The organism is Telluria sp. AIW5, from assembly GCF_056680575.1.
This window is the reverse complement of sequence record NZ_CM155289.1, coordinates 550,093-575,064: the sequence shown is the minus strand read 5'-3', so window position 1 is coordinate 575,064 and position 24,972 is coordinate 550,093. Positions and strand designations below refer to the sequence as shown.

Annotated in this window: 23 protein-coding genes, 1 tRNA gene and 2 rRNA genes; 12 read left to right on the top strand and 14 right to left on the bottom strand. The window is 62.5% G+C overall.

The genetic code is table 11. The features are described from left to right. Positions 1-7: 7 nt before the first annotated feature. On the bottom strand, positions 8-1,396 hold the full coding sequence (gene dnaA / locus AC1MEM_RS02535; RefSeq protein WP_499475112.1) for a chromosomal replication initiator protein DnaA: 1,389 nt from the start codon (positions 1,394-1,396) through the stop codon (positions 8-10). A 334-nt stretch (positions 1,397-1,730) separates the two neighbouring features. On the opposite strand from dnaA, the gene rpmH reads away from it, so the two are divergent. The 7 genes from rpmH (at position 1,731) to AC1MEM_RS02500 (ending at position 7,140) form a co-directional block, all read left to right on the top strand. After that, the gene (rpmH, locus tag AC1MEM_RS02530; protein WP_040378179.1) at positions 1,731-1,865 is read left to right on the top strand and encodes a 50S ribosomal protein L34; all 135 of its coding nucleotides are present in this window, start codon (positions 1,731-1,733) and stop codon (positions 1,863-1,865) included. Positions 1,866-1,940: 75 nt separating this feature from the next. After that, entirely contained in the window at positions 1,941-2,306 is a 366-nt protein-coding gene (gene rnpA, locus AC1MEM_RS02525) for a ribonuclease P protein component (protein ID WP_499477546.1), read from the top strand. Continuing rightward, positions 2,303-2,563, top strand: a complete 261-nt coding sequence (gene yidD / locus AC1MEM_RS02520; RefSeq protein WP_499475110.1) for a membrane protein insertion efficiency factor YidD — start codon at positions 2,303-2,305, stop codon at positions 2,561-2,563. The genes rnpA and yidD overlap by 4 nt, the downstream gene beginning before the upstream one ends. A gap of 11 nt (positions 2,564-2,574) precedes the next feature. Then, a complete protein-coding gene (gene yidC, locus AC1MEM_RS02515) occupies positions 2,575-4,254 on the top strand; it encodes a membrane protein insertase YidC (protein ID WP_499475109.1) in 1,680 nt (559 codons plus the stop codon). A gap of 128 nt (positions 4,255-4,382) precedes the next feature. Then, on the top strand, positions 4,383-5,762 hold the full coding sequence (gene mnmE, locus AC1MEM_RS02510) for a tRNA uridine-5-carboxymethylaminomethyl(34) synthesis GTPase MnmE (protein ID WP_499475108.1): 1,380 nt from the start codon (positions 4,383-4,385) through the stop codon (positions 5,760-5,762). A 250-nt stretch (positions 5,763-6,012) separates the two neighbouring features. After that, the gene (locus AC1MEM_RS02505; RefSeq protein ID WP_499475107.1) at positions 6,013-6,591 is read left to right on the top strand and encodes a DUF1439 domain-containing protein; all 579 of its coding nucleotides are present in this window, start codon (positions 6,013-6,015) and stop codon (positions 6,589-6,591) included. 342 nt (positions 6,592-6,933) lie between these two features. Then, positions 6,934-7,140, top strand: a complete 207-nt coding sequence (locus AC1MEM_RS02500) for a hypothetical protein (RefSeq protein WP_499475106.1) — start codon at positions 6,934-6,936, stop codon at positions 7,138-7,140. A gap of 19 nt (positions 7,141-7,159) precedes the next feature. Here the strand turns inward: AC1MEM_RS02500 and AC1MEM_RS02495 are convergent, their stop codons facing one another. Continuing rightward, positions 7,160-7,780 (bottom strand): Hpt domain-containing protein, encoded by a 621-nt coding sequence (locus tag AC1MEM_RS02495; protein ID WP_499475105.1) that lies wholly within the window; start codon positions 7,778-7,780, stop codon positions 7,160-7,162. 4 nt (positions 7,781-7,784) lie between these two features. Further along, positions 7,785-8,831 (bottom strand): CAP domain-containing protein, encoded by a 1,047-nt coding sequence (locus AC1MEM_RS02490; protein WP_499475104.1) that lies wholly within the window; start codon positions 8,829-8,831, stop codon positions 7,785-7,787. Positions 8,832-8,968: 137 nt separating this feature from the next. Between AC1MEM_RS02490 and pssA the strand changes: the two genes are divergently transcribed. After that, positions 8,969-9,757 carry a CDP-diacylglycerol--serine O-phosphatidyltransferase gene (pssA, locus tag AC1MEM_RS02485; protein ID WP_499475103.1) on the top strand — a complete coding sequence of 263 codons (789 nt, stop codon included), beginning with the start codon at positions 8,969-8,971 and terminating at the stop codon, positions 9,755-9,757. Between the two features lie 9 nt (positions 9,758-9,766). On the opposite strand, the gene AC1MEM_RS02480 is transcribed toward pssA, so the two are convergent. The 11 genes from AC1MEM_RS02480 to AC1MEM_RS02430 form a co-directional block, all read right to left on the bottom strand. Beyond that, on the bottom strand, positions 9,767-10,075 hold the full coding sequence (locus AC1MEM_RS02480) for a metal-sensitive transcriptional regulator (protein WP_499475101.1): 309 nt from the start codon (positions 10,073-10,075) through the stop codon (positions 9,767-9,769). 2 nt (positions 10,076-10,077) lie between these two features. Next, positions 10,078-10,992 (bottom strand): aldo/keto reductase, encoded by a 915-nt coding sequence (locus tag AC1MEM_RS02475; RefSeq protein WP_499475100.1) that lies wholly within the window; start codon positions 10,990-10,992, stop codon positions 10,078-10,080. Between the two features lie 323 nt (positions 10,993-11,315). Continuing rightward, positions 11,316-12,461: a D-alanyl-D-alanine carboxypeptidase family protein gene (locus AC1MEM_RS02470; RefSeq protein ID WP_499475098.1), complete on the bottom strand. Its 1,146-nt coding sequence runs from the start codon at positions 12,459-12,461 to the stop codon at positions 11,316-11,318. Between the two features lie 139 nt (positions 12,462-12,600). Next, positions 12,601-13,236: an alpha/beta hydrolase gene (locus tag AC1MEM_RS02465; protein WP_499475097.1), complete on the bottom strand. Its 636-nt coding sequence runs from the start codon at positions 13,234-13,236 to the stop codon at positions 12,601-12,603. Between the two features lie 15 nt (positions 13,237-13,251). After that, positions 13,252-13,578 (bottom strand): (2Fe-2S) ferredoxin domain-containing protein, encoded by a 327-nt coding sequence (locus AC1MEM_RS02460; RefSeq protein ID WP_499475096.1) that lies wholly within the window; start codon positions 13,576-13,578, stop codon positions 13,252-13,254. A gap of 58 nt (positions 13,579-13,636) precedes the next feature. After that, positions 13,637-14,797, bottom strand: a complete 1,161-nt coding sequence (locus tag AC1MEM_RS02455) for a VanZ family protein (protein WP_499475094.1) — start codon at positions 14,795-14,797, stop codon at positions 13,637-13,639. Beyond that, on the bottom strand, positions 14,794-15,420 hold the full coding sequence (locus tag AC1MEM_RS02450) for an ABC-type transport auxiliary lipoprotein family protein (protein ID WP_499475092.1): 627 nt from the start codon (positions 15,418-15,420) through the stop codon (positions 14,794-14,796). Before AC1MEM_RS02450 ends, AC1MEM_RS02455 begins: the two co-directional genes overlap by 4 nt. After that, entirely contained in the window at positions 15,417-16,364 is a 948-nt protein-coding gene (locus AC1MEM_RS02445; RefSeq protein WP_499475091.1) for an MlaD family protein, read from the bottom strand. Before AC1MEM_RS02445 ends, AC1MEM_RS02450 begins: the two co-directional genes overlap by 4 nt. Before the next feature lies 1 nt (position 16,365). Beyond that, positions 16,366-17,244: an ABC transporter ATP-binding protein gene (locus AC1MEM_RS02440; protein WP_499475090.1), complete on the bottom strand. Its 879-nt coding sequence runs from the start codon at positions 17,242-17,244 to the stop codon at positions 16,366-16,368. Beyond that, positions 17,244-18,374, bottom strand: a complete 1,131-nt coding sequence (locus tag AC1MEM_RS02435; protein ID WP_499475089.1) for an MlaE family ABC transporter permease — start codon at positions 18,372-18,374, stop codon at positions 17,244-17,246. Before AC1MEM_RS02435 ends, AC1MEM_RS02440 begins: the two co-directional genes overlap by 1 nt. Before the next feature lie 56 nt (positions 18,375-18,430). After that, complete coding sequence (locus tag AC1MEM_RS02430) at positions 18,431-19,921, bottom strand: B12-binding domain-containing radical SAM protein (protein ID WP_499477545.1); 1,491 nt, start codon at positions 19,919-19,921, stop codon at positions 18,431-18,433. A 145-nt stretch (positions 19,922-20,066) separates the two neighbouring features. On the opposite strand from AC1MEM_RS02430, the gene rrf reads away from it, so the two are divergent. The 4 genes from rrf to AC1MEM_RS02410 all read left to right on the top strand — a co-directional run bounded on the left by rrf (position 20,067) and on the right by AC1MEM_RS02410 (position 24,967). Continuing rightward, positions 20,067-20,179, top strand: a 5S ribosomal RNA gene (rrf, locus tag AC1MEM_RS02425). A gap of 207 nt (positions 20,180-20,386) precedes the next feature. After that, positions 20,387-22,822 carry a penicillin acylase family protein gene (locus tag AC1MEM_RS02420; protein ID WP_499475088.1) on the top strand — a complete coding sequence of 812 codons (2,436 nt, stop codon included), beginning with the start codon at positions 20,387-20,389 and terminating at the stop codon, positions 22,820-22,822. 459 nt (positions 22,823-23,281) lie between these two features. Continuing rightward, positions 23,282-24,814: ribosomal RNA gene (locus AC1MEM_RS02415) — 16S ribosomal RNA — on the top strand. 76 nt (positions 24,815-24,890) lie between these two features. Next, positions 24,891-24,967: transfer RNA gene (locus AC1MEM_RS02410), tRNA-Ile, on the top strand. Positions 24,968-24,972: the final 5 nt, after the last annotated feature.

Genomic DNA, 24,972 nt, shown 5'->3' with positions numbered 1-24,972 from the left:
AGCTGGCTTAGCCCTTCAGGGTCTGCTCGAGCACGTGCAATTCGTGGTTGCACTCGGCGTTCTTCTGGCGGTCGCCGGCGATCTTGCGCACCGCGTGCAGCACGGTCGTGTGGTCGCGGCCGCCGAACAATTCGCCGATTTCCGGCAGACTCTTCTGCGTCAATTCCTTGGCCAGGTACATGGCGATCTGGCGCGGGCGGGCGATGTTCGCCGGGCGCCGCTTCGAATACATGTCGGCGACCTTGATGTTGAAGAAGTCGGCGACCGTCTTCTGGATGTTTTCCACCGAGATCTGGCGGTTCTGCACCGACAGCAGATCCTTCAAGGCTTCCTTCACGATATCGATCGTGATGTCCTTGCCGTGGAAACGCGAGTACGCAAGAATTTTGCGCAGCGCGCCTTCCAGCTCGCGCACGTTCGAGCGCAGGTGTTTCGCCACGAAGAAGGCGACGTCGTCCGACAGGACCACGCCCTCGGACTGCGCCTTTTTTAGCAGGATCGCCACCCGCATTTCCAGCTCCGGCGGCTCGATCGCCACCGTCAGGCCGGAGTCGAAGCGCGAGATCAGGCGGTCGTCCATGCCCGTGATTTCCTTCGGATAGGTATCCGAGGTGATGATGATCTGTTTCTTGGCCGCGATCAGCGCCTCGAACGCATAGAAGAACTCTTCCTGCGTACGGCTTTTCCCGCCGAAGAACTGGATATCGTCGATCAGCAGCATGTCGAGCGAGTGGTAGTAATGCTTGAAGTCGTCGAAGCCTTTGCGTTGATAGGCGGTGACGACGTCGCGCACGTACTGCTCGGCGTGGATGTAGCGGATGCGCGCGTTCGGGTTGTCGACCATCACCTGGTTGCCGATCGCATGGATCAAGTGGGTCTTACCGAGGCCGACGCCGCCGTAGAAGAACAGCGGGTTGTAGGACACGCCCGGGTTGTTCGCCACCTGGATCGCGGCGGCGCGCGCCAGCTGGTTGGCTTTACCGGTCACGAAACTGTCGAACGTCAGGTCCGGGTTGATGCGGCTCTGCTCGCGCTTGGGCGAGTTGGCGATGTTCAGGTTTTGCTGGTGCGGTTCCGGGATCGACGGGCGCAGCTGGCCCGGTTCAACCTGGTTGACCGGGGCAGGGCGCACCGCGTCCGGCTTTTTCACGTTCAGGCGCGGGTCGAGCACGAACTGCACTTCGACCGGGGCTTCCCAGTACTGGCAGGCCAGCGCCGTGATGCGGTTGGCGAACTGCGTCTTCACCCAGTCGAGCTTGAATCGATTGGGCGCTGCAATGCGCAGCTTGCCGTCCTCGTAATCGAGGGCGACGAGCGGTTTGATCCACGCGCTGTATTGTTGCGGCGTCAGCTCGAGCTCCAGTTGTGCGGAGGCGGTCTGCCAAAAATTTTCCATGTGTGCGGCTTATTGATACGTAACACGCTATTTTACCCGTCTGCGCGCAAGTTATCCACAGGTTGCGCCAAGTTTTTCGGGGCGGCTGGGGATAAAGACGAAGTTATCCCGAGGTCGGAAACAACAGCTGCCTTGACAGCGCAGCCTCAAATAGAGTCTAATTCAGGGTTCCCCGTCCGCCTGCCTGTCAGTCAAGCAATTTTGGCCATGAAATGCACGGACGATGCTGTGGCGTGACGCTGGCTTAACATCTGCGAACTGTCATTGGCGCCGATTCCTGACGAGAGACGTCAGACCCGATTTTGCATCCTATTTTGCTTTAAGCGAGACCACCATGAAACGTACTTACCAACCTTCCGTCGTTCGTCGCAAGCGCACGCACGGCTTCCGCGCACGTATGGCTACCCGTGGTGGCCGTCAAGTCCTGAACGCACGCCGCGCCAAGGGCCGCAAGCGTCTGGCTGTCTAAGCCAGCTCGCCTGCTCCCCTGCGGTCGGTCATGACAGGCGAAGGTTCGCACGACTTCGCGCGCGCTCGGCGCATTTTGAAAACGGATGAATTTTCATCCGTTTTTCGTTTGCGGCCAGCGCAAAAATCCGCGCATTTCGTGCTGTACACCCGTCCCAGCCCGCTGCCTCATGCGCGGTTGGGCATCGTCGCGGCCAAGCGCTTTGCGCCGCGCGCCGTCACGCGCAATACCATCAAGCGCATCACGCGCGAACTGTTCCGCACGAACGAGATCCAGGCTGTCGATTGCATCGTCCGCCTGGCGCGTCCGGTGAACACCAAGGCGGGTCCAGCGACCAACAGCGCGTTGAAACGCCTGCTGCACGCCGAGCTGTCGCGCCTCCTTGCGTCGCAACGTCCACGCCGTCCCGCAGGATCGGCAACGGCAGCGCCGACACCATGAAAACCCTGCTCATCTGGATTGTGCGTGTTTATAAACTCGTGCTGTCGCCGATGCTGGGGCAGAATTGCCGCTTTTATCCGTCCTGTTCCAGTTACGCCATCGAGGCGCTGCACACCCATGGTGCGCTGCGCGGTAGCTGGCTGGCCGCGCGCCGCCTCGGCCGCTGCCATCCCTGGAACGCGGGCGGCGTCGATCCGGTACCCCCGGCTCGGCACAAGCATTCCCACACAGCCGCTTGCGGTTGCAACCACTCCTGATTATTACCTCAATGGAAATCAATAAACGTACCATTCTGTGGATTGTCTTCGCCATCTCGCTTGTCGTCCTGTGGAATAACTGGATGGTGTCGAGCGGTAAGCCGTCGATGTTCTCCCCCGCGCCGCCGGCCAAGGTCGCGCAGGCGCCAGCCAATGGCGCCGCCGCCACCGGCACGACGACCGGTGTCCCGGCCGCCGGCCAGCAGGGCGCCGTTCCAGGCGCGGTGCCGGGCCAGCCGGCCGCGCCTGCCCCTGTGCGCGCCGAGGTCATCACCGTCACGACCGACGTCATCAAGGCCGAGATCGATACCGCCGGCGGCGTGATCCGCCACCTCGAGCTGCTGAAATACCCGGACCACTTCGACAAGACGAAGAACCAGGTGCTGTTCGACGTCTCGGGCAACAACACGTATCTGGGCCAGACCGGCCTGATCGGTTCGACCCCGGCCGGCGTCCTGCCTAACCACAACACGGTGTTCGTGGCGCGTCCCGGCACGCGTACCCTGGACAACGGCAATGCCGTGCAAGTCGTGCTCGACGCGGAGCAGGGCGGCGTCAAGCTGACCAAGACGCTGACCTTCAAACGCGGCGACTACGTCATCGACGTGCGTCACGACGTCACCAACCTGACCGCGGCGCCGGTGCAGCCTTCGCTCTACCTGCAACTGCAGCACGACGGCAACAAGCCGCCGGGCGGTTCGTGGTTCATGCCGAGCTTTCCGAATAGCCCGATCGTGTGGACTCCGGAAGACAAGTACAAGAAGCTGAGTTTCGAAAACATCGAGAAGGGCAAGGCCGAGCACGCAACGAAGGCGAATGGCGGCTGGGTGGCGGTTTCGCAGCACTTCTTCGTGTCGGCATTCATTCCGGCTGAAAATACTCCGCGCGACATCTTTACCAAGAAGATCGCCACCAACCTGTATGCGATCGGCACCGTCCAGCCGCTCGGCACCGTGGCGCCGGGCGCCACCGTCTCGAACACGGCGCGCCTGTATTCGGGTCCGCAGGATGAGAAAAAGCTGGAGAAAATCACCCCGGGCCTGGAACTGGTCAAGGACTACGGCATGTTCGCGATCATCGCCAAGCCGCTGTTCTGGATCATCGACCAGATCCACCAGCTGCTGGGCAACTGGGGCTGGACCATCATCGCCTTCACGATCCTGATCAAGCTGGCCTTCTTCCCGCTGTCGGCCGCCGGCTACCGCAGCATGGCGAAGATGCGCGTCGTGACGCCGAAGATGCAGGCGATCCGCGAGCGCTACAAGGCCGATCCGGCCAAGATGCAGCAAGCCACGATGGAGCTGTACAAGACTGAGAAGATCAACCCGCTGGGCGGCTGCCTGCCGATCCTGGTGCAGATGCCGGTCTTCCTGGCCCTGTACTACGTGCTGCAGGCCTCGGTCGAGATGCGCGGCGCGCCATGGGTGGGCTGGATCCACGACCTGACCCAGCCTGACCCGTTCTACATCCTGCCGGTGCTGTACGCGATCTCGATGTTCGTCACGGCGCGCCTGAACCCGCAGCCGGCCGACCCGATGCAGGCGAAGATGATGATGTTCATGCCGCTGGCGTTCTCGGTCATGTTCGTCTTCTTCCCGTCGGGCCTGGTCCTGTACTGGGTGGTGAACAACCTGGTGTCGATCGCGCAGCAGTGGGTGATTACCAAGAAGTACGGCACGGCGACGAAGTAAAACCGCCTGTGCAGTAGACGAAAGCCCGCGGATTCCGCGGGCTTTTTTTATTGTTGCGTAGGGTGGGCACCCCGTGCCCACCCTACGGTACACCCGATGCTTCGCATAAATCATCTACAATTCGCCCCATGAAGCTAGATACCTCTCCCATCGCGGCCATCGCTACCGCACCAGGCCGCGGCGGCATCGGCGTGGTCCGCGCCTCCGGTAAATCGCTCGGCCCGCTGATCGAAGCGCTGTTCCCCGACGCCAGACTGGCGCCGCGCCACGCGACCTATATCCCCTTTAAATCCGTCGACGGCAGCGTCATCGACCAGGGCCTCGCCCTGTACTTCAAGGCGCCGCATTCCTATACCGGCGAAGACGTGCTCGAACTCCAGGGCCACGGCGGCCCGGTCGTGCTGCAGATGCTGCTGGCGCGGGTGCTGGAAGCGGGCCGCGAACACGGCCTGCGCCTGGCCGAGCCCGGCGAATTCACGCGCCGCGCCTACCTGAACGACAAGCTCGACCTGGCCCAGGCCGAAGCGGTCGCCGACCTGATCGACGCGTCCACGGAAGCGGCGGCGAAGTCGGCTTCCCAGTCCTTGTCGGGCGCCTTCTCGCAAGTCGTGCACCGGCTGGTCGAGCAGACGATCAATTTGCGCATGCTGGTCGAGGCCACGCTCGACTTCCCGGAAGAAGAAATCGATTTCCTGGAAAAATCGAATGCACGCGGGCAGCTAGCCGGCATCATCGAATCAGTGGAACACGTGTTCCGCCAGGCGGCGCAGGGCGCCTTGCTGCGCGAAGGCCTGAATGTCGTGCTGGTCGGCCAGCCGAACGTGGGTAAATCGTCGCTCTTGAATGCGCTGGCGGGGGCGGAAGTGGCGATCGTCACGCCGATCGCCGGCACCACGCGTGACAAAGTCAGCGAGACGATCCAGATCGAGGGCATACCGCTCAATATCATCGACACGGCCGGAATCCGCGCGATCGACGACGGCATCGACGTGGTCGAGCGCATCGGTATCGAGCGCACCTGGGGCGAAGTCGGCAAGGCCGACGTGATCCTGCACCTGCTCGACGCCAGCCTTGGGCCGAGCGCCGCGGACGAGACCATCGTCGCCGCCTTCCCGGCCGGGGTGCCGGTGGTGCGCATCTGGAACAAGATCGATTTGTCGGGTCACCGCGCGGCGGTCGAGGGCGCGGCCGACGCGACGCATATCTATTTGTCGGCGAATGAAAAGACCGGCATCGACTTGCTGCGCGCCGAATTGCTGCGCATCGCGGGCTGGCAGCAGACGGGCGAATCGCTGTACCTGGCGCGCGAACGCCACCTGATCGCGCTGCGTGGGGCGCGCCAGCACCTGGATGTGGCGGCACAGCATGCGGCGCAGGATGATCAGTCGCTGGACCTGTTTGCCGAAGAGCTCAGATTGGCGCAGGATCAGTTGTCCAGCATTACCGGAGAGTTCACGCCGGACGATTTGCTGGGGGTGATTTTCAGCCGCTTCTGTATCGGTAAGTAAGCACTCCCGTCCGTTGTGCACCGTACGGGGCCATTGATGCCAATGGCATCAATGACGGATTCACCGGGCGCTTGTGCCCACGCGGTCGTACATTTGCGTACTGCAAAGGTAGCGAAGACCAATCTACTTGGCATTGGCGTCACGTTTCGACTTGCATCTGCCGCACCGCGTGGACTCAAGAGTCCACCCTACGAAAACCACCCGTCTCCGCAGCGCATGCTACCCTTGAGCCCGAACCCAAGGAGCTGGCATGGCTGAAAACCTCCCCCTGCGCGCACGGCGCGTCTTCCTCATCGCTTCAAGCCTGGCTGCGGCCGCCGCCCTGAGCTCCTGCGCCAGCATCCTCGGCCCGCGCGAAGTCGACGTGCCGCTCCATAAACTGCAGGCCAGCCTCGACCGTCGTTTTCCGATGGATAACCGCCTGCTCCAACTGTTCGACGTCCGCCTGTCTCGCCCGCAACTGGCGGTGCTGCCGGGCGACCGCGTCGCGCTCACGCTCGAAGCCAGCGTCGCCCAATCCTTCCTGCGCAACCCCTTGGCCGGCACGCTGGCCTTCTCGGGCCGCCTGTATGTCGACCCGGCGCGAAGCGGCGTGTACCTGGCCGAGCCGCGCCTGGAACGCTTCGACGTCAACGGGCTGGACGAGTCGGTCACGCGCCAGCTGTCGCGCGCGGCGAATGGCTTGCTCGACAAGGCGATCCTCGATATTCCCGTCTACAGTTTCCGAATGGACGAGCTGAGCTATGCCGGCGTGCAGTACGTGCCGACCCGGATCGCCACCACGTCCAATGGCCTGCGCGTCTCGCTGGAGCCTGCTCCGCAACGCTGAACAGCGCTCTTTCCCTGTTACAAAATCTCGCAATTAAACGCCCGCGCACGATTGGCTGACCGCCGGGATCGCTTACCGACACTGCTATGATTTCCGCGGTTGACATCGCTTTTTACGGCTGCGCGGCGGCCGTTGGGCGATCTGTTGCAGGCTTGCCGCAAGGCGCCCGATGTGCTGATAACGACGTTGCGACTGCGCCGGGTTGGGCGCAAACTTGTTCTTCGTAACGGCTGTGGCAGCGCCGCCGCATCGGAACATTCCTGTTGCGATTACTCATGCTCCGAATGTTCCGCTACAGTAATCTTGCTTGACGACTTGACGTGCTGCCGTAGGGAGTGGACCTTGGAAACGATACAAGACAGTGTGATGAACGACGGTGCGGCCTCCGAATCGCTGCCCCCCGCCACGGTGCAAACCAGGCCGTCGCGCGTAAGCCTGCCGCCGAAAGGTTCGTGCTGGTACTGCGACAAACCGGTCGACAGCGTACGCCGTTTCTGCGGCAAGGACTGCACCGACGCTTTCGACGAAGAAGCGGAATACACGCGCTGAACGCGCGCCTCCCGCTTCTCTAGCTTCCGGCCCGCCTGGGCCGGTCGAGCAGATCCAACGCGCGTTCGTAATCGAAATTCGCTACCGCCGCGCTCAGTTCCTCAAATTCCCGCTTTCCCAGATACGCGCTCAGTTGACTGTGCGCCCCAGCCACCAGCTCGACCGCCGCGCCGTCGCCGATGTCGAGCATGATGCGCAGCCGGGCCATGCTGTTGCCTGGCGCGGGTACGGGCGCGCGTGGCGTTTCCTGCGCCAGCAACACCATCGCATCGAGTTCGCGCAGCAGCGCCTGCAGCACGGCGTCGGCATGGGCGAGCAGTGCATCGACGCCGCCGGCACCATCGCGCAAGCCATGTTCCAGCGCCAGCGCCGCCGCGTACAGCGCCGGGGCTTCGATCATTCCGGCCGCGCCCTTGAGCGTATGGGCCAGGCGCCGCGCCTCGGGCCCGTCGCCGGCGTCAATCGCATGGCGGATCGCACTGGCGGCGCTGCGGTAATTATTGCGAAAGCGCGCGAGGGCGCGCAGGTAGATGGCGCGGTTGCCCATCAGGCGTTCGACGCCGGCCTCGATGTCGAGGACCGGCGGCGCGCGGGGCACGTCCGGGGAAGGTGAAGGCGAGCCGGGCTGGTGCGCCGTCATCCGGTCAGCGGGTGGTGAACGACCAGCTGCGCGTGACTGGCGCGCTGTCGGCGGTGCCGGTGAAGCTGACGTCGTAGGTCGTGTTCGCCGCCAGCGGCGCCAGCGGAACGATCGCGGCTGACGAGCTTCCGGTGTGTGGGTCGTTGGCATTCGACAGCAGGCGGACAGAGAGTTCGGCGCCCCCGTGCGGACGGATGGTAAAGCCGGTGACCCTGAGGTTCACGTCGATGTTGGCATGCACACTGACCGGATAGCCGACCTTATCGACGCCGCAGCCGGGTGCCGGATTTTCCTTGCAGGGAGGGACAGGATTCGGTGTTTCGGTATAGTTGAAGAAGACAGGCGTCACGGCAGTCTGACCATTAAAGGGCCAGACCGCCACCTGGCCACTGGGCAGGCCGGCGCCGTAGCCATTGTTGGCGGTAAAGTTAGCGGTGAAATAGTTATACCCTTGGGCATTGGTTGCCGCGCCGGTGCCGATTTCCTTGAAGATAGGTTCAAAAATGACGAAGCGGTGGTAGACCGCTGTGATCAGTTCTTCAGCCATGTACTGGCCGGAATTATTGGGGGTACCCGAAATGACTTCGCCATACGCGCGCGAGGCGAGCGTGTTGAACACGTAGCCGGCGGCGGCCAGGCGATCCTGTGTTTTAGCGCCGGTAAAGCCTTCCGTGCCGGTAACCTGGTCGTGCGAAATGGGGTTGGTGGAATTAACGTTGATGCGCAAGTAATCTGAGTGGCCCTGCGCCGCAATGTCGATAACGGTGCTGTGCGTGAGCGTCGACATGCCGATCAGGCCGCGGCGGTAATTGATCCACTCTCGGCCATCGAGCGCGATATTGCCGGTGGCGAGCGGCGCACCCGGCCCGGTCGGCGTATCCGTCACCGGCGGCGCCGGCGTCAGCGGATCAGGGATGGCGGGCTGGGTCGGCGTGTTTGCGACCGGTGCCGGAGTCGCGCTGGTGCCGCCGCCTCCACCCCCGCAAGCGGCCAGGGCCGCAGCGGCGATGCACGTCGCCACCATCATCTTCGCCCGAAGGAAATTGCTCATCCGTATACCCCTGACCTGAATCTGCACCGAAAGGCACATTCTAGGACAAATCGAATATGCACGACGGTGGGCGCCGTGCGCGACCGGGTCCGTGCGCACTGTAGAATAGGGTCATCCTTCTTTTGCCCGGACCCGAATTGAACCAATCCCGTCCCGCACGCCTTGCGCGCGCCAAGTTCGCCTTGCCGAGTTTTGTGACCCTGCTGTCGATTGCCTGCGGCTTCGGCAGCATCGTCATCTCGGTCGACAACGCCCAGGTCGGTGAGCCGGGAGACTTCCGCCTCGCTGCCATCCTGCTGGTGCTGGCCGGCGTGTTCGACGCGCTCGACGGTTTTGTTGCACGCGCCACCAATACCCAGTCCGATTTCGGTGTCCAGCTCGATTCGATCGCCGACGTGATGAATTTCGGCTGCGCCCCGGGTTTGCTGCTGTACTGCTACGGTTTCGCCCAGATGACTGCTGCGCATCCCACCATCGTGCGCATGGGCGGCCTTGCCTGTTTCATCTTTGTCGCTTGCGGCGCGCTGCGCCTGGCCCGTTTTAATATTTCGGTCGGGCGCACCGATCCGCGCTATTTCGTCGGCATGCCGATCACGGCCGGCGCTGCCTGCGTCGCCGCGGTCGTGCTGGCCTGGCCTGACCCCGTCGTCAACAATACCCAGGCCTTCGCGGTGATGGCGCTGATGGTGGCGGTCGGCACGCTGATGGTCTCGACGGTACGATTTCCTAGCAGCAAGCAACGCCTGAGCAAAAGCATCATAGGCGTGATTGTCGCCGCCGTTCTGCTCCTCGTCATACTGCGGACGCGCTTTTTCGTGCTTTTCTTCTTGCTGTACATCGGCGCGACGCTGCTGCTGAACATTGCATGGCGCTCCGGCTGGCGCGGCATCGCGCCGCCCATCGTTTACGGGGACGAGGAAATCTGAGGCCTCGCGCTAGGCGAACTTGTCCAGCAAGGCCGCCAGCCGGGCAGCCACGGCCCGTGCGCTGTCGAGGTCGTCGGCCGCTTCGCTGTGGGTCACCACGCTTGCCGTGAGCAATTGAACGAACGAGCGGTCGAGCGCCTTGCGCGCCGCCGCCATCTGCTGGGCCACCGCCTCGCAATCGGCCGGCTCGGCCGCCAGCGCAATCAGCTTCTGCACGCCGCGCAATTGCCCCTCGATGCGCGCCAGGCGGTTCAATAAATCCTTCTTCTGCTGCTGCGTCAGCGCGTTTCCTTCGACGATTTTGAGCGGCTCGGCCATGGTCACGCCACCTCGTGGCCGCGCGCCGCGCGCAGGACCGCGAACCAGTCGCTGCGCTCGAGGGCAAAGCTGGTAGCGGCCACGGCTGCCGCGACGGAGGCGACCTTGCCGCTGCCGGTGAGCGGCATCGGCCGGCTCGGCAGCGCCATGATCCAGGCGAACACGACGCTGGTGAACGACTGGCCGAGACGGTCCGCGATCTCCTGGATCACGGCGCGCAAGCTGGCGCCGTGGGCGTCCTGCCCGCTGAACAGGCGCCCGCCGCCCAGCGGCGACCAGATCATCGGAGAAATGCCCAGGTCTTGCAGGCCGTCGAAGGTCTCGTCGAACAGCGGCGCCGTGTGCAGCGGCGAAAATTCCACCTGGTTCGTCGCCAGCGGCACACGCCGGTTCAGCGACTCGAACTGGTGGCGGGTGAAATTCGACACGCCGACCTGGCGCACCTTGCCCGCCGCCTGCAGGCGCGTAAAGGCTTCGGCGACCTCGTCGAAATTCATCAACGGGTCCGGGCGGTGGATCAGCAGCAGGTCGAGATAATCGGTATCCAGCTGGCGCAGGGAGTGTTCGCAGGAAGCGACGATGTGTTCCAGGCTGGTGTCGTAATGCTGGATCGTGTGCGCGGGACGGCTTGGGGACACGAGTTTGATCCCGCATTTGCTGACGATTTCCATGCGGCCGCGCAGCGAAGGCTGGGCGCGCAACGCTGCGCCGAACAGGCCCTCGACGCTGTAGTTGCCATAGATGTCGGCGTGGTCGAAGCTGGTCACGCCCATCGCGATGCATTCCTCGATGAAGGCGATGCGCTGCTGCACCGACATATCCCATTCGCCCAGGCGCCACATGCCGGCGATGATGCGCGACAGGGCGAGGCCATCCTTGCGGGTGGTGATGCGAGGGCAGGCGAGGGACGTGGTCATGGCGGGGCTTTCTTGCTTGAAAAGTAACGAGGCATTATAGCTCCCGCCTTTACGCGCACGAAGAGCAGACGGTAGGGTGGGCGCCCTGTGCCCACGCGGAAATCTGCTTGGCCTGCGGCTGTTTTCCGATGATTCCACGCGCTCCGCGGATTGCTGTGCAGCTCGGAAGGACCGCCGGGCTGAGCATCGTTTCCCTTGGGCACGGGGCGCCCACCCTACGGCCCGCTAACGGTATCGCAGTCCGGAGACATCAATTATTCGCACAAACAAAAATGCCCGCCAGGCGCGAACCGGGCGGGCATTCTCATGAATGAAGCAACAGCTTACTTGATCATCAAACGCAGCGAATCCCAGGCGCGCCCAAAGATGCTCGCTTCCTGCACTTCTTCCAGCGCCACCACCGGCAGCACCAGCAGCGGCTTGTTGTCGACCATCATCTTCAAGGTACCGACGCGGCCATTTCTCGGCAGCGGGGCGACCAGCGGGTCCTTGCGTTCGAGCACAGGCTTGAGTTTGCCGGCGACGCCCTTCGGTACCGTCACCAGCACGTCGTTCGTGAAGCCAATCTTGACGGTCGATTGCGAGCCTTTCCACACTTCCGGCGTGGCGATCGCCTGGCCCTTCGAATACAGTTTGACGGTGTCGAAGTTCTGGAAGCCCCAGTTCAGGAGTTTCTGGCTTTCCTGGGTACGCACCCCGTCCGAGCTGGTGCCGGAGACGACCGAAATCAGGCGGCGCTCGCCGGAATTGCCGTTCGGACGGTGGGCCGAGGCGATCATGCTGTAGCCCGAGGATTCGGTGTGACCGGTCTTCATGCCGTCGACGGTCGGGTCCAGCCACAGCAGGCGGTTGCGGTTCTGCTGGGTGATCTTGTTATAGGTGAACTGTTTGACGGAGTCGATCTTGTAGAACTCCGGGAAGTCGCGGATCACGTTCTTGGCCAGCGTTGCCAGGTCTTGCGCGGTCGAGAAGTTGTCCGGGCTCGGCAGGCCGTGCGGGTTGGCGAACTTCGTGTTCTTCATGCCCATGCGCTGGGCTTCACGGTTCATCAGCACGACAAACGTGCCTTCGTCGCCGGCAACGGCTTCCGCCAGCGCGACGGCGGCGTCGTTACCCGACTGAATCATCAGGCCGTGCAGCAGGTCGTCGACGCTGACCGGCGTGGCCGGGTCGATGAACATCTTCGAGCTGCTCGAATCGACTTTCCAGGCGCGCGGCGAGACGTTGACCATCGTGTTCAGGGCGAGCTTCTTGTCGCGAATCGCCTCGAAGACGACGTAGGCGGTCATGACCTTGGTCAGCGAGGCCGGCTCGATGCGCATGCCCGGGTCCTGGGCCGCGATGACCTGGCCGCTGGTGGCGTCGAGCAGCAGCCAGGATCTTGCCGCGATCTGCGGGGCTGGGACGTTTTGCGCGCCCGCCGACATCATCAACAGGCTGGCCGCGACGGCCGCAATCAGTTTTTTCATGGGAGCTTAATGTAAATGTAAGTCAGGTGAAGTCAGTAGGGGTGGTGCGGATGCCGCGGGATGTCAATAGAACATTGCCCGCCAGCATGGATTCAATGAAGTGCCTAATTATAGGCCAGTGCAGGTGGACTGTAACGCGTCAATTGTCACGCCGCCACATTTGCAGGACAAGATTTTTGATCGGGTTGAGACGTTTGTGGAAGAAGTGATCTGCCCCCGGAATGACGATCACCGGGATTTCCTGCGGCCGCGCCCAGTCGAACACCATCTGCAGGGTGATCGTGTCGTCCAGCTCGCCATGGATCAGGATCGTGTCTTCCGGCACGCTCGGCAGCGGCCATTTGCCGGCGGCGGTGCCGACCAGCACCATACGCTCGATCGCGTCCGGCTTGCCTTCGTTCACCAGGCGCGCGTGCAGCTGGGACTGGACAAAGGTACCGAAGGAAAAGCCGGACAATGCCACCGGCAGGCCGGGGTATTCCGCCAGCATGTGTTCCATCATGAAGGCCATGTCGTCGACTTCGCCATGGCCGCGGTCATGCTCGCCCTCGGACTGGCCGACGCCGCGGAAGTTGAAACGGGCGGTGGCGTAGCCGAGCGTCACGAAGGTGCGCGCCAGCGTTTGCGTGACCTTGTTTTCCATCGTGCCGCCGTAGAGCGGATGCGGGTGGGCGACCAGGGCGATGCCGCGCGGCGCGCCTTCCGGCAGGTCGAGCATGCATTCCATCTTGCCGGCCGGGCCGTCCAGGGTAAAACGTTTCGAAAACTTGTTCATGTACTTTAAAAAAAATCAGATTTTCAGGCGTTCGACAACCTGGCCACCCAGGATGTGGGTATCGATGATGTCGTCGATGTCGCTCGTATCGACATAGGTGTACCAGGTCCCTTGCGGGTAGATGACGACCACCGGGCCTTCTTCGCAGCGCTCGAGGCAGCCGGCCTGGTTGATGCGCACCTTGCCGGGCTCGTTCAGGCCCAGCGCCTTGATGCGCTTCTTGGCGTGCTTTTGCGCGGCTTCGGCGCCGGCCTTGCCGCAGCTCTCGCGGCAATTTTCGCCTTCCCGCACGTTCATGCAGAAGAATACGTGGTGTTCGTAATACGGTTTGTTGTCGCTCATGTCGTTCTCGCTATCCTTGACGTGGCCAGCCGCAATGATACGCGTTCTGAAGTGGGGCCTAACCGCGATTGAGTTTATGGGACGGCAGCAGCAGGAACCACAAGGCAAAAAACGGCCACAACAGCGACAGGAACTGCGCCGCCCCATTGAAATTCAGGAATTTGCCCTGCACCCAGCCCTGCAGTGTCAGCGTGAAATACGGGTTCGCGGGAATCGTGTTCACCACGATCAGGCTCAGTACGAGCGTCACCACTGCCAGCCTTCTCTGCGCCAGTTGCGGCGCAAACGCGAGGCCGGCCAGCATGATCAGGCCGATCAGGAAGCCGCCCTCGGCGCCCGGCGTGATCCAGACAAAGGCGTTATCGGGCCGGAACAGCAGCGAACTGGCCAGCGTTTTGAGTACCAGCGCCGCGGCCAGCATCAGGATCATCAGGGTGTAGCGCGGCGCGCCCCGGCGTAGCAGGCACAGCAGGGTGAGTGCGGCGCCTGTCATGCCGCAGGCGGTGATGATCGTCTCGGACAGCCAGTACTGCTCGACGCTCATCGCCGGTCCCGGGCGCAGCATGGCGATCAGGTCGATGTCTGCCTCGAACCAGTCCGACAGCCAGCCAGAGATGATGGGCAGCACCTGGCCGTGGCCGAATAAAAAACTTTGCGGATAGATCTGGGCCAGCGGCCACAACGCAAGCAGCACCAGGCCCTGGCTGGCGTGCGGCGCGAACCAGCGTTTGCGCAGGCGATACAGCCGTCCCTGGTCGAGCAGGCTGCGCGCCAGCAGCGGGCCGATGCAGGCGCCGACGAAGGCGCCGGCCGCATTGGTGAGCAAATCGAGGTTCGAGGGCACGCGGCTGGGCAGGAAATTCTGCACCGCCTCCATCGTGCCCGAGACCAGGAAGCCGATGATCGCCGCCAGCAGCGCCGCCCAGACCCCGCGCACCAGCGGGTACATGGCCAGCGCCAGCAAGATGCCGAGCGGGATATAGCCGACGACATTCACCGTCACGTCGAAGCCGGTCCAGTAGCGCTGCTTGACCAGGTTCATGAACGACAGCAGCGGCAGGCCATTGCTGCGCCAGCCCGTGAACGGATACCAGCTGGCGTAGACGATCAGGAGCAGGTAGGCCAGCAGCGTGGCACGCACGACGGGCGAACCGCGGCGCGGCGCTTCCAGGCCTGGCGCAGCGTCATGCCCGTCCGGGTGCGCTTCCGCTTCGGTCATCGCTGGCGGCGATCGGAGGCGAGCCAGGCGATGATGTCGGCGGCGACGGCGTCGGTGCTGCCGGCCAGCGCACGCGCGCCGCCGGCCGCGTCGGCACTTGGCGCCGGCGTCGCACGCATGAACGTCTTCTGGCCGGACAGCGCGTGGCCGTCGAACAGCGAGGCGCGCAGGACCACTTGGCCTTCGCTGGCCGTGGTGCTGGAGAATGCGTGCGAAAAATCGTCGATCTCGATGCGCAGGCTCGGCACGTCCGTGGCCGAATCGGTGGCCGACAGCACTTTCACGCCAGCCTGCGCCAGGCGCGACTTGATGCGCTGCGTTACCAGCAGCAGTGGATTCGCGCTCCAGCGGCTGTTGGCATAGGTGCGCGCCTGCAGCGGGTCGTTGTAGTTCAGGCGGTAGACCATGCGCTCGTTCTCGAAGGTCGGCGAGCCGGTCGCATCCATCACGACGATGGCCGACAGCGGCGCCTGGGCGACCGGTGCGGTAGGCGCGCCGAGCGGGCCGAAATCGAACTGCGTGTTGGCGCCGGCGTTCTTGTTCGAGGCGCAACCAGCAACAGCAAGGGCGAGGACGGCGGCGCCGAGGAGGCGGGGCAGGTGGTTGTTCAAAATGATCCTCATTTGGTCGGGGCGACGAAGCCCGGCTCGCCGGGGCCGGGTTGGACGTTCGGATTGCCGAACAGGATGCCCTGCGGGCGGTCCGACAGCGAGTCGGCGGTGCGGCGCACCGAACGCAGCGCGGTGCGCGCCTCATCCGTCATGCGGGTCAGGTGCGGCAGCGTTTCCGCTTCCAGGTCGCTGGTCACGCCCTGCAGCGAGCCGATCGCGCCGTTCAGGCGGGTCAAGGGACCGTCCGGCGCCTGCAGGCCGGTCGCGAGGCGGTTGTAATTGTCGGCGGTCGCCTTGGCGCTGTCGGAGAAGGCGCCGAAGGCGTTGACGCTGTGGTCGATCTTGTCGGCCAGGGCCGGCAGGCGGTCGATCGTCGGGCCGAGTTTTTCCGGAATCGCGCCATAGGCGGCAGCCGCCTTGCTGATGTTGTCGAAGGCACCGATGATGGTCTTCTGGTTCTCGTCGCTCATCAGGTTGTTCAGGCGCGCCGTGATCTGCTCGGTGCGGTCGAGGATGGCGACGCCGCGCTTTTCCAGCTGGTCGAGCAGGCCCGGACGCAGCGGAATGCGGCCCACGTGGGCCGGGTCGGTTTTCAGCAACGGCGAACCGGTGCGGTCGTCGTCGAGCTGGATGAAGGCGATGCCGGTCACCCCCTGGTAGCCGAGCGAAGCGAAGGTGGTGGTGGTGATCGGCGAGCCGTCTTCGACCGACAACCTGATCAAAATCTGGCCGGTCACCTTCGGGTCGAACACGATCTCGTCGACGCGTCCCACTTCGAGGCCGCGGTAACGCACCGTCGCCTGCGGGTTCAGGCCCGGGATCGACTGGGTGGTGACGATTTCATACGGCGACAGTTCGGACTTGTCGCGGTTCAGCCAGAGGCCCACCAGCACGGTGGCCACCAGCAGGGCGATCGTGAAGACGCCCGTCATCAATGCATACGATCGGTTTTCCATGTCACTCCTTCGGTTCTTCTTCTTCGGCTTCGTCGCGTTCGTCGCGTTCTTCATCGCGCTCATCGAGCACTTCTAGTGCCCGCCGTCCGCGTCCGCCGAGGAAGAATTGTTTGATGAACGGATGGTTCACCCGCAGCACGTCGCGCGACGGACCCACCGCCAGCACGTGCTTTTCGGCCAGGACCGCGATGCGCGAAGACAGCGCAAACAGCGTGTCGAGGTCGTGGGTGACCATCACGACGGTCAGTTTCAGTTCCCGGTGCAGGGCGTGGATCAGCGTCACGAACGCGTCCGACGCATCGGGGTCGAGGCCGGCGGTCGGCTCGTCCAGGAACAGCAATCTCGGTTCCAGCGCCAGCGCGCGTGCCAGGGCCGCGCGCTTGGTCATCCCGCCCGACAGGTCGGCCGGCATTTTGTTGGCGTGCTCCGCGCCCAGGCCGACCATGTCCATTTTCAGCAGCACGGCATCGCGGATCACGTCTTCGGGCAGGGCGCGCAGTTCGCGCATCGGCAGGGCGATGTTGTCGAACACGGTCAGCGCCGAATACAGCGCGCCTTGCTGGAACAGCATGCCCCAGTGGTTGCGCATGCGCTGCAGCTGCGCCGGTCCCGCTTCGCTGATGTCCTCCCCGAACACGCGCACGCAGCCGCGCGTCGGGGTTTCCAATCCCAGCATCTGGCGCAGCAGCACGGTTTTGCCCGTGCCGGAGCCGCCGACGATCGACAGGATCTCGCCCGCATAGATCTCCAGGTTCAGGTCCTGGTGCACGACGGTCTTGCCGAACTTCGTCCACAGGTTGCGAATATCGACCACCGGCGCCCCGACGTCTTCCTCGGGCTTGCGGTTCAGGCGCTGCGGGCCGCGGCTGGTCTCTCCCATCAGAACCCCACGCCACTGAAGATGATCGCAAACACGGCGTCGGCCAGGATCACGACCGTGATCGCGGTGACGACGGAGGTCGTGGTGCCGCGGCCCAGGCTTTCGGTGTTCGGCTTGATGCGCAGGCCGAAGTGGCAGGACACCAGCGCGATCAGCATGCCGAAGGTCATCCCTTTCAGCAGGCCGATGATGTAGTTCACCAACGGCACGGCGTCCGGGAGCTTTTGCAGGAAGTAACGGAACGACAGGCCCAGTTCGAGCTTGGCCGACGCCATGCCGCCGATCAGGGCCATGGCATCGGTCCAGACCACCAGCAAGGGCATCGAGATCGCCAGCGCGACCACCTTCGGCATGATCAGGCGGAAACCGTGCGAGATGCCCATCACCAGCATGGCGTCGAGTTCCTCGGTCACCTTCATCACGCCCAGCTGGGCCGTGATCGACGAACCCGAGCGGCCGGCGACCAGGATCGCCGCCAGCAGCGGCCCCAGTTCGCGGATCACGCTCATGCCGAGGATGTTGACGAGGTAAATGTCACCGCCGAACTGGCTCAGCTGCTGGGCCGAGAGATAGGACAGCACGACGCCGATCAGGAAGCCGACCAGGGCCGTGATGCCGAGCGCCTGGAAGCCGGCATGATAAATGTTGGCCGAGATCTCGCGCCACGGCCCCATGTCCGGGCGCCGAATAAAACGGCCCAGGTCCTGGACCAGGCGGCCGATCAGTTCAATGAAACCGTGCAGGTGTTCAAAAAAATTGAGCAGGCCGGCGCCGAGCACGATGATCCAGTTCAGCGGACTGGTTCTGGTACGCGGCAGGGTGTGGCGGCTGGCCTGTTCGATGCGGGCGAACAGTTCTTCCTGGCGCGGGTCGAGTACCAGTTGCTGCGGGCGCTTCTTGCCCCAGGCATTCCAGAACAGTTGGGCTCCGATGTGGTCAATGCTGGCCACGCCGGTCAGGTCCCATTCGAGTTCGGCCTTCTTCAGGCTGGTGAAGGTCCGGTTGATCCCCTTGAGCAGGCCCTTATGGCTCAGCGCATGCACCTGCCAGATGCCGCTTGCCATGACAGATTGCGCCGCGCCGCCGGCGGAGTGTTCGATGGTTAATGTTGGCGTATTTTCAATCTGCATTGTTGCAGTGTAAAAGGATTTCGCTGTCTCTGCCATTCAAGCGGTGTCTAGCGTGTTCAGGCCGCGAGGTGGCGGACCTGCCTGGAAGGTGCGGCAACTGGTGCGACCGGCTTCTCCTTTTTCGCCGCATCGATGCTGCCGGCGTAATCGCTGGCCACCAGGGCGAGCGCACGTTCGCGGTCCATGCCGGTCACCTGCAGCCATTCGGCCACCAGTTTGGCAAGCCGGTCGAGGGCGATGCGGTGGGTGGCGTCGGTTTTGGTATAGATCCAATCCGAAAACGCCATGAAGTTCTCGAACGGACGCACGCCCAGCAATTCGCGCGTGGTATTGGCAAAGCGGCCGGAGTTGGCCACCAGGTCCCAATAGCGCGCGAAACGCACCAGGCGCTGCATGCTCGGAAAATCGATCAGGCTGGTCGCCAGCACGGTGTAGGGCGGATACGGGTCGTACACCATCTGGAACGGTTCGGTGTGGCGAATGATCGGCGTGCCGCGCAGGCGTTTTAATATACCGAACTGGATCTCGTGCGCACCCAGGCTGACCAGTTGATCGAAACCGCGCGCGAAGCTGGCGATGTCTTCGCCCGGCAGGCCCGCGATCAAATCGACGTGCAGGTGGGCCTGCGAGTGCTCGCACAGCCAGCGGATATTGTCCGCCGCCTTGTCGTTGTCCTGGCGCCGGCTGACCAAAGCCTGCACCTCGGGATTGAAACTCTGGATGCCGATCTCGAATTGCAGGGCGCCCGCCGGGAAGCGCGCGATCATCTCCTTCAGCGCTTCCGGTAAATGATCGGGCACCAGCTCGAAGTGGGCGTAGACCGGGTCTTCCGGATGCGCGTCCAGTTTATCGAGGAAGAACTGCATGATCTTCATGCTGGTCTTCACGTTCAGGTTGAAGGTGCGATCGACGAATTTGAACAGGCGCGCGCCGCGGACATATAAATCTTCCATCTGCGCCAGGAAAGCGTCGAGGGGGAAGGGCCAGGCGGTTTTATCGAGCGACGACAGGCAGAATTCGCATTTGAAGGGGCAGCCGCGCGAGGCTTCCACATATAAAGTGCGGTGCGCGATGTCTTCATCGCTATATAGAGAGTAGGGCAGGGCGATGTCCGCCATCGGCGGCTGCACGCCGGCGTGCAGCTTCATCAGGGGCTGGGGACCATCCAGGATCTGGGCGCACAACTGCGGAAACGTCACGTCGCCCCAGCCAGTGACGACGTAATCGGCCAGTTTGACAATCTGCTGTTCGTTCGTTTCAAACGACACTTCCGGGCCGCCGAGGACGATCGTCACCTCGGGCGCCACGCGTTTGAGCATCGCGACGATGCGCGTCGTCTCTTCGACATTCCAGATATACACACCGAAACCGATGATGCGCGGGTGCTGGGCCAGCAGGCGTTCCACCACCTCGGTGGTCTTGGCGCCGATGACGAATTCCTGGATCCGCGTGTCCGGGCCGAGCGGCCCCATGTTCGCCAGCAGGTAGCGCAGGCCCAGGGATGCGTGGGCGTAGCGGGCGTTCAGGGTGGACAGCAGGATGGTCATGGCGGGCAGCGTTTCGGGCAAAGGGGGCATTTTACGCGCTGGCGCTGCAATTCGTGCTGGCGCTCCCGGATCTTGCCTGTTAGAATGCGATCCGGAATTCAGGGAGTTGTTGCCCAGTTGTGGAACAGCATCCCAGCAAGTTATGCCTGATGACCATAGCAAGTCGGTCCCACCCCTTCCCATCCCGAACAGGACCGTGAAACGACTTTGCGCCGATGATAGTGCTGCAACCAGTGTGAAAGTAGGTTATCGTCAGGCTAAGTAATATGGAAGAGCCCACCAGCAGCGCTGGTGGGCTTTTTTCTATTCTGCACGTATTTTTCGTTTGCACACCCATCAATTCCGCTAGGTAAAAACGCGGCTGCGCTCGCTACACTGTATTTCCCCGCCGAGGCTCGGCGCCACGCCCGGGACATCAGATTGTCTTTCATTTCGCCACGCGGAGTCTCCGCAGAAAGCGTCCACATGAAACGTCAGCAAGCGCAATCCCACCGTTTTTTCTTCCTCTGCCGCGCGGCTGCTGCGGCCACGCTCCTTGCCGGCTTGGCCGCCTGCAACAGCCACGATGGCCCGACCGTTGCCGCAGCGTCGGTACCGCCGGTCGCCACCGCGTCCCGGATCAGTGTCGACGTCGCCCGTACTACCTACGGCGTGCCGCATCTGCGCGCCAAGGACTTCCGCAGCCTCGGCTATGGCCTGGCCTACGCCTATGCCCAGGACAATATCTGCATGTTTGCCGATTCGGTGCTGACGGTGCGCGGCGAGCGCTCGCAGTTCTTCGGCGGTGAAGCGCGCGCGCCACGGCGTTCGGAGACCGGCGACGAATATGGCGCCGCCAGCGGCTTCATGGACCTGAAAAACGAAGACAGCGACTTCTTCTTCAAGGGCTATCTCGACATCGAGCAGCTGCGCGCCGGCTATGCCGCGGGCGCCGCCGAGCCGCGCGAACTCGTCGAAGGCTATGTCGAGGGCTATAACCGCTACGTGAAAACGTTTGCCGGCCAGTATCCGGCCGCGTGTAACAACGCCAAATGGGTGCGGCCGATCTCGGTCGACGACATGTACCTGGTCATGGCCGAGAAGGCCTTGCATGCAACGGGCCAGGTGTTTGCGAAGGAATTCGTGGCGGCCGGGCGGACTCCCGGCACGGCGGCGTTCGCTCAGGGGCGTGCGCGCAAGTTCGATCCGGCCTTCCTGCTGGCGCGGCTCGATAAGCTCAATCGACAAGGCTTCGGCAGCAATGCGCTCGCCGTCGGCAAGGATGTATCGGCCAGCGGCCGCGGCCTTCTGCTCGGCAACCCGCATTATCCCTGGACCTCGGCCGACCGCTTCTACCAGGCCCACCTGACCGTGCCCGGCAACTACGACGCGATGGGCGTGATCATCGGCGGGATACCGGCCATCGTCATCGGTTTCAATCGCGACATTGCCTGGAGCCACACGGTCACCACCGCGCTCCACTTCACCACCTTCCGCCTGGCGCTCGACCCCGCCGACACGGCCGGCACCACCTACCTGTACGATGGCGCGCCAGTCAAGATGACGTCGAAGACGGTGCTGGTCGACCTGCTGCAGATGGACGGGGCACTCATCAAGCGCAGCAAGACCTTCTGGTTCAGCCAGCAGGGCGCGGTGATCGTCAAGCCGGAAGCGGGCATGACCTGGACGGCAAGTGCCGCCTATGTGCTGGCCGACCCGAACCGCAACAACACCCGCATGCTCGAACAATGGCTGGGCATCGGCAAGGCAGTCAATGTGCAGGCCATCAAAGCCTCGCTCGACAAGACGATTGGCTTGCCCTGGGTAAATACGCTGGCGGCCGACCGCGACGGCAACGTGCTGTTTGCCGACGCCAGCGTGGTGCCGCACATGGACGCACCGACATTCGGCAACGGTTGCCTGCTGCTGCAGGCGGCGTTGCTGTTCGACGGTTCGCGCAGCAGCTGCGGCTGGGGGGCGGATGCCAACGCGCCGGCGGGGATTTATTCTCCTGCCAACGGACCCTGGGCGATCCGCACCGATTATGTCGGCAATTCGAACGACAGCTATTGGCTGAATAATCCCAAGGCCTTGCTGACCGGCGCGGCGCCCTTTGGCTATTCTCCGCTGTATGGTCGCGTCGGGGTCGAGCAGAGCCTGCGCACGCGGATCGGCTTCAAGCAGTTCGACGAGCTGGTGCAGGCGAAGAAGGTGGCGCTGGCCGACCTGCAGGCGCTGGCCTTCGCGGATCGCCTGTATGCGGCCGAGCTCGTCCTGCCGGAATTGCTTGGCGCCTGCACAGGTAACGCCGACCCGGTGCTGGTGCAGGCCTGCACCGCGCTGGCCGCCTGGGACCGTCACGTCAACATCGACAGCCGCGGCGCCGTGTTGTTCCGCGAATTCTGGAACAGCGCCGTGGCGATCCCGAACAAGTGGGCGGTGCCATTTAATCCCGCCGACCCGGTGAATACGCCGAACGGTGTGGCGTCGGCGGCGGTGCCGGCCATGCTCGCCGCACTCAAGAGTGCCGCGCTCAAGCTGCAGTCGCTCGGCATTCCGCTCGACGGCAAGCTGGGCGATTACCAGACCGAGACCCGCAACGGCATCCGCATCCCGCTACACGGCGGCATCGGTAACACCGACGGCTCCTACAACTCCCTGACCATGCGTGGCGCGCTCACCGCCACCGGCTACAACGGCGTGCACTGGGGCGAGAGCTATATACAGACGGTGACATTCGACGACCAGGGACCGCTGGCCCAGGCCATGCTGACCTATGGGCAGTCGACCGACCCGAGGTCACCCCACTATGCGGACCAGGTGAGCGTGTTCTCCCGCAAGGAATGGCCGGTGTTGCCGTTCAGCGAAGACAAGATCAAGGCCGATCCGAACTACCAGCCGCAGACCTTGACGAGCGACTGAGCCGCTGTTGTGTCGGAAAAACGCAGTCCGCAAGAAAGCACTTGCGGACTGCGGCCGGGCTTGGCTATAATTCGCCTCCGCCAACGTGGCCCGGCTGAAAACGACAACGAAATCAAGTAGTTGTGTGGACAAAAGGAAGCGCAGAATCTCTGCGGTGTAGCAAAAAAGAGGTTGACGAAAAACGCGAAACACTGCACAATCTCATCTCTCTGCTGCTGACAAACAAAACGCTTTGTCGACAAGTAGCAAAACGCAGTACCGAACAAGTTCTTTAAAAATTAACAGTCGATAAGTGTGGGCGTTTGATGAAGGTGCCAGTGGCTTCGGTCACTGATTACTTAAATTATCAAATGTTCACAAAAAAGAAATACGTTGTCTCAGCAATGGGATAACGGTCAGTATTTTGAGTGAGCGACCCGCTAGCAATAGCGGTGGCAGCAATGCCAACAAACAGAGATTGAACTGAAGAGTTTGATCCTGGCTCAGATTGAACGCTGGCGGCATGCTTTACACATGCAAGTCGAACGGCAGCGCGGGGCAACCTGGCGGCGAGTGGCGAACGGGTGAGTAATATATCGGAACGTACCCAAGAGTGGGGGATAACGTAGCGAAAGTTACGCTAATACCGCATACGATCTAAGGATGAAAGCAGGGGACCGCAAGGCCTTGTGCTCCTGGAGCGGCCGATATCTGATTAGCTAGTTGGTGAGGTAAAGGCTCACCAAGGCCACGATCAGTAGCTGGTCTGAGAGGACGACCAGCCACACTGGAACTGAGACACGGTCCAGACTCCTACGGGAGGCAGCAGTGGGGAATTTTGGACAATGGGCGCAAGCCTGATCCAGCAATGCCGCGTGAGTGAAGAAGGCCTTCGGGTTGTAAAGCTCTTTTGTCAGGGAAGAAACGGCTCGAGCTAATATCTTGGGCTAATGACGGTACCTGAAGAATAAGCACCGGCTAACTACGTGCCAGCAGCCGCGGTAATACGTAGGGTGCAAGCGTTAATCGGAATTACTGGGCGTAAAGCGTGCGCAGGCGGTTTTGTAAGTCTGTCGTGAAAGCCCCGGGCTCAACCTGGGAATTGCGATGGAGACTGCAAGGCTTGAATCTGGCAGAGGGGGGTAGAATTCCACGTGTAGCAGTGAAATGCGTAGAGATGTGGAGGAACACCGATGGCGAAGGCAGCCCCCTGGGTCAAGATTGACGCTCATGCACGAAAGCGTGGGGAGCAAACAGGATTAGATACCCTGGTAGTCCACGCCCTAAACGATGTCTACTAGTTGTCGGGTTTTAATTAACTTGGTAACGCAGCTAACGCGTGAAGTAGACCGCCTGGGGAGTACGGTCGCAAGATTAAAACTCAAAGGAATTGACGGGGACCCGCACAAGCGGTGGATGATGTGGATTAATTCGATGCAACGCGAAAAACCTTACCTACCCTTGACATGTCAGGAAGTCTTGAGAGATCAGGATGTGCCCGAAAGGGAACCTGAACACAGGTGCTGCATGGCTGTCGTCAGCTCGTGTCGTGAGATGTTGGGTTAAGTCCCGCAACGAGCGCAACCCTTGTCATTAGTTGCTACATTCAGTTGAGCACTCTAATGAGACTGCCGGTGACAAACCGGAGGAAGGTGGGGATGACGTCAAGTCCTCATGGCCCTTATGGGTAGGGCTTCACACGTCATACAATGGTACATACAGAGGGCCGCCAACCCGCGAGGGGGAGCTAATCCCAGAAAGTGTATCGTAGTCCGGATCGCAGTCTGCAACTCGACTGCGTGAAGTTGGAATCGCTAGTAATCGCGGATCAGCATGTCGCGGTGAATACGTTCCCGGGTCTTGTACACACCGCCCGTCACACCATGGGAGCGGGTTTTACCAGAAGTAGGTAGCTTAACCGCAAGGGGGGCGCTTACCACGGTAGGATTCGTGACTGGGGTGAAGTCGTAACAAGGTAGCCGTATCGGAAGGTGCGGCTGGATCACCTCCTTTCTAGAGTAGCACCGGGCCTTGAGCCCAGTCACCAAACGTCCACACTTATCGACTGTTGAACAAAGAACACAGTTTCGGGGCTGTAGCTCAGCTGGTTAGAGCACCGTGTTGATAACGCGGGGGTCGTTGGTTCGAGTCCAACCAGCCCTACCAGTCGT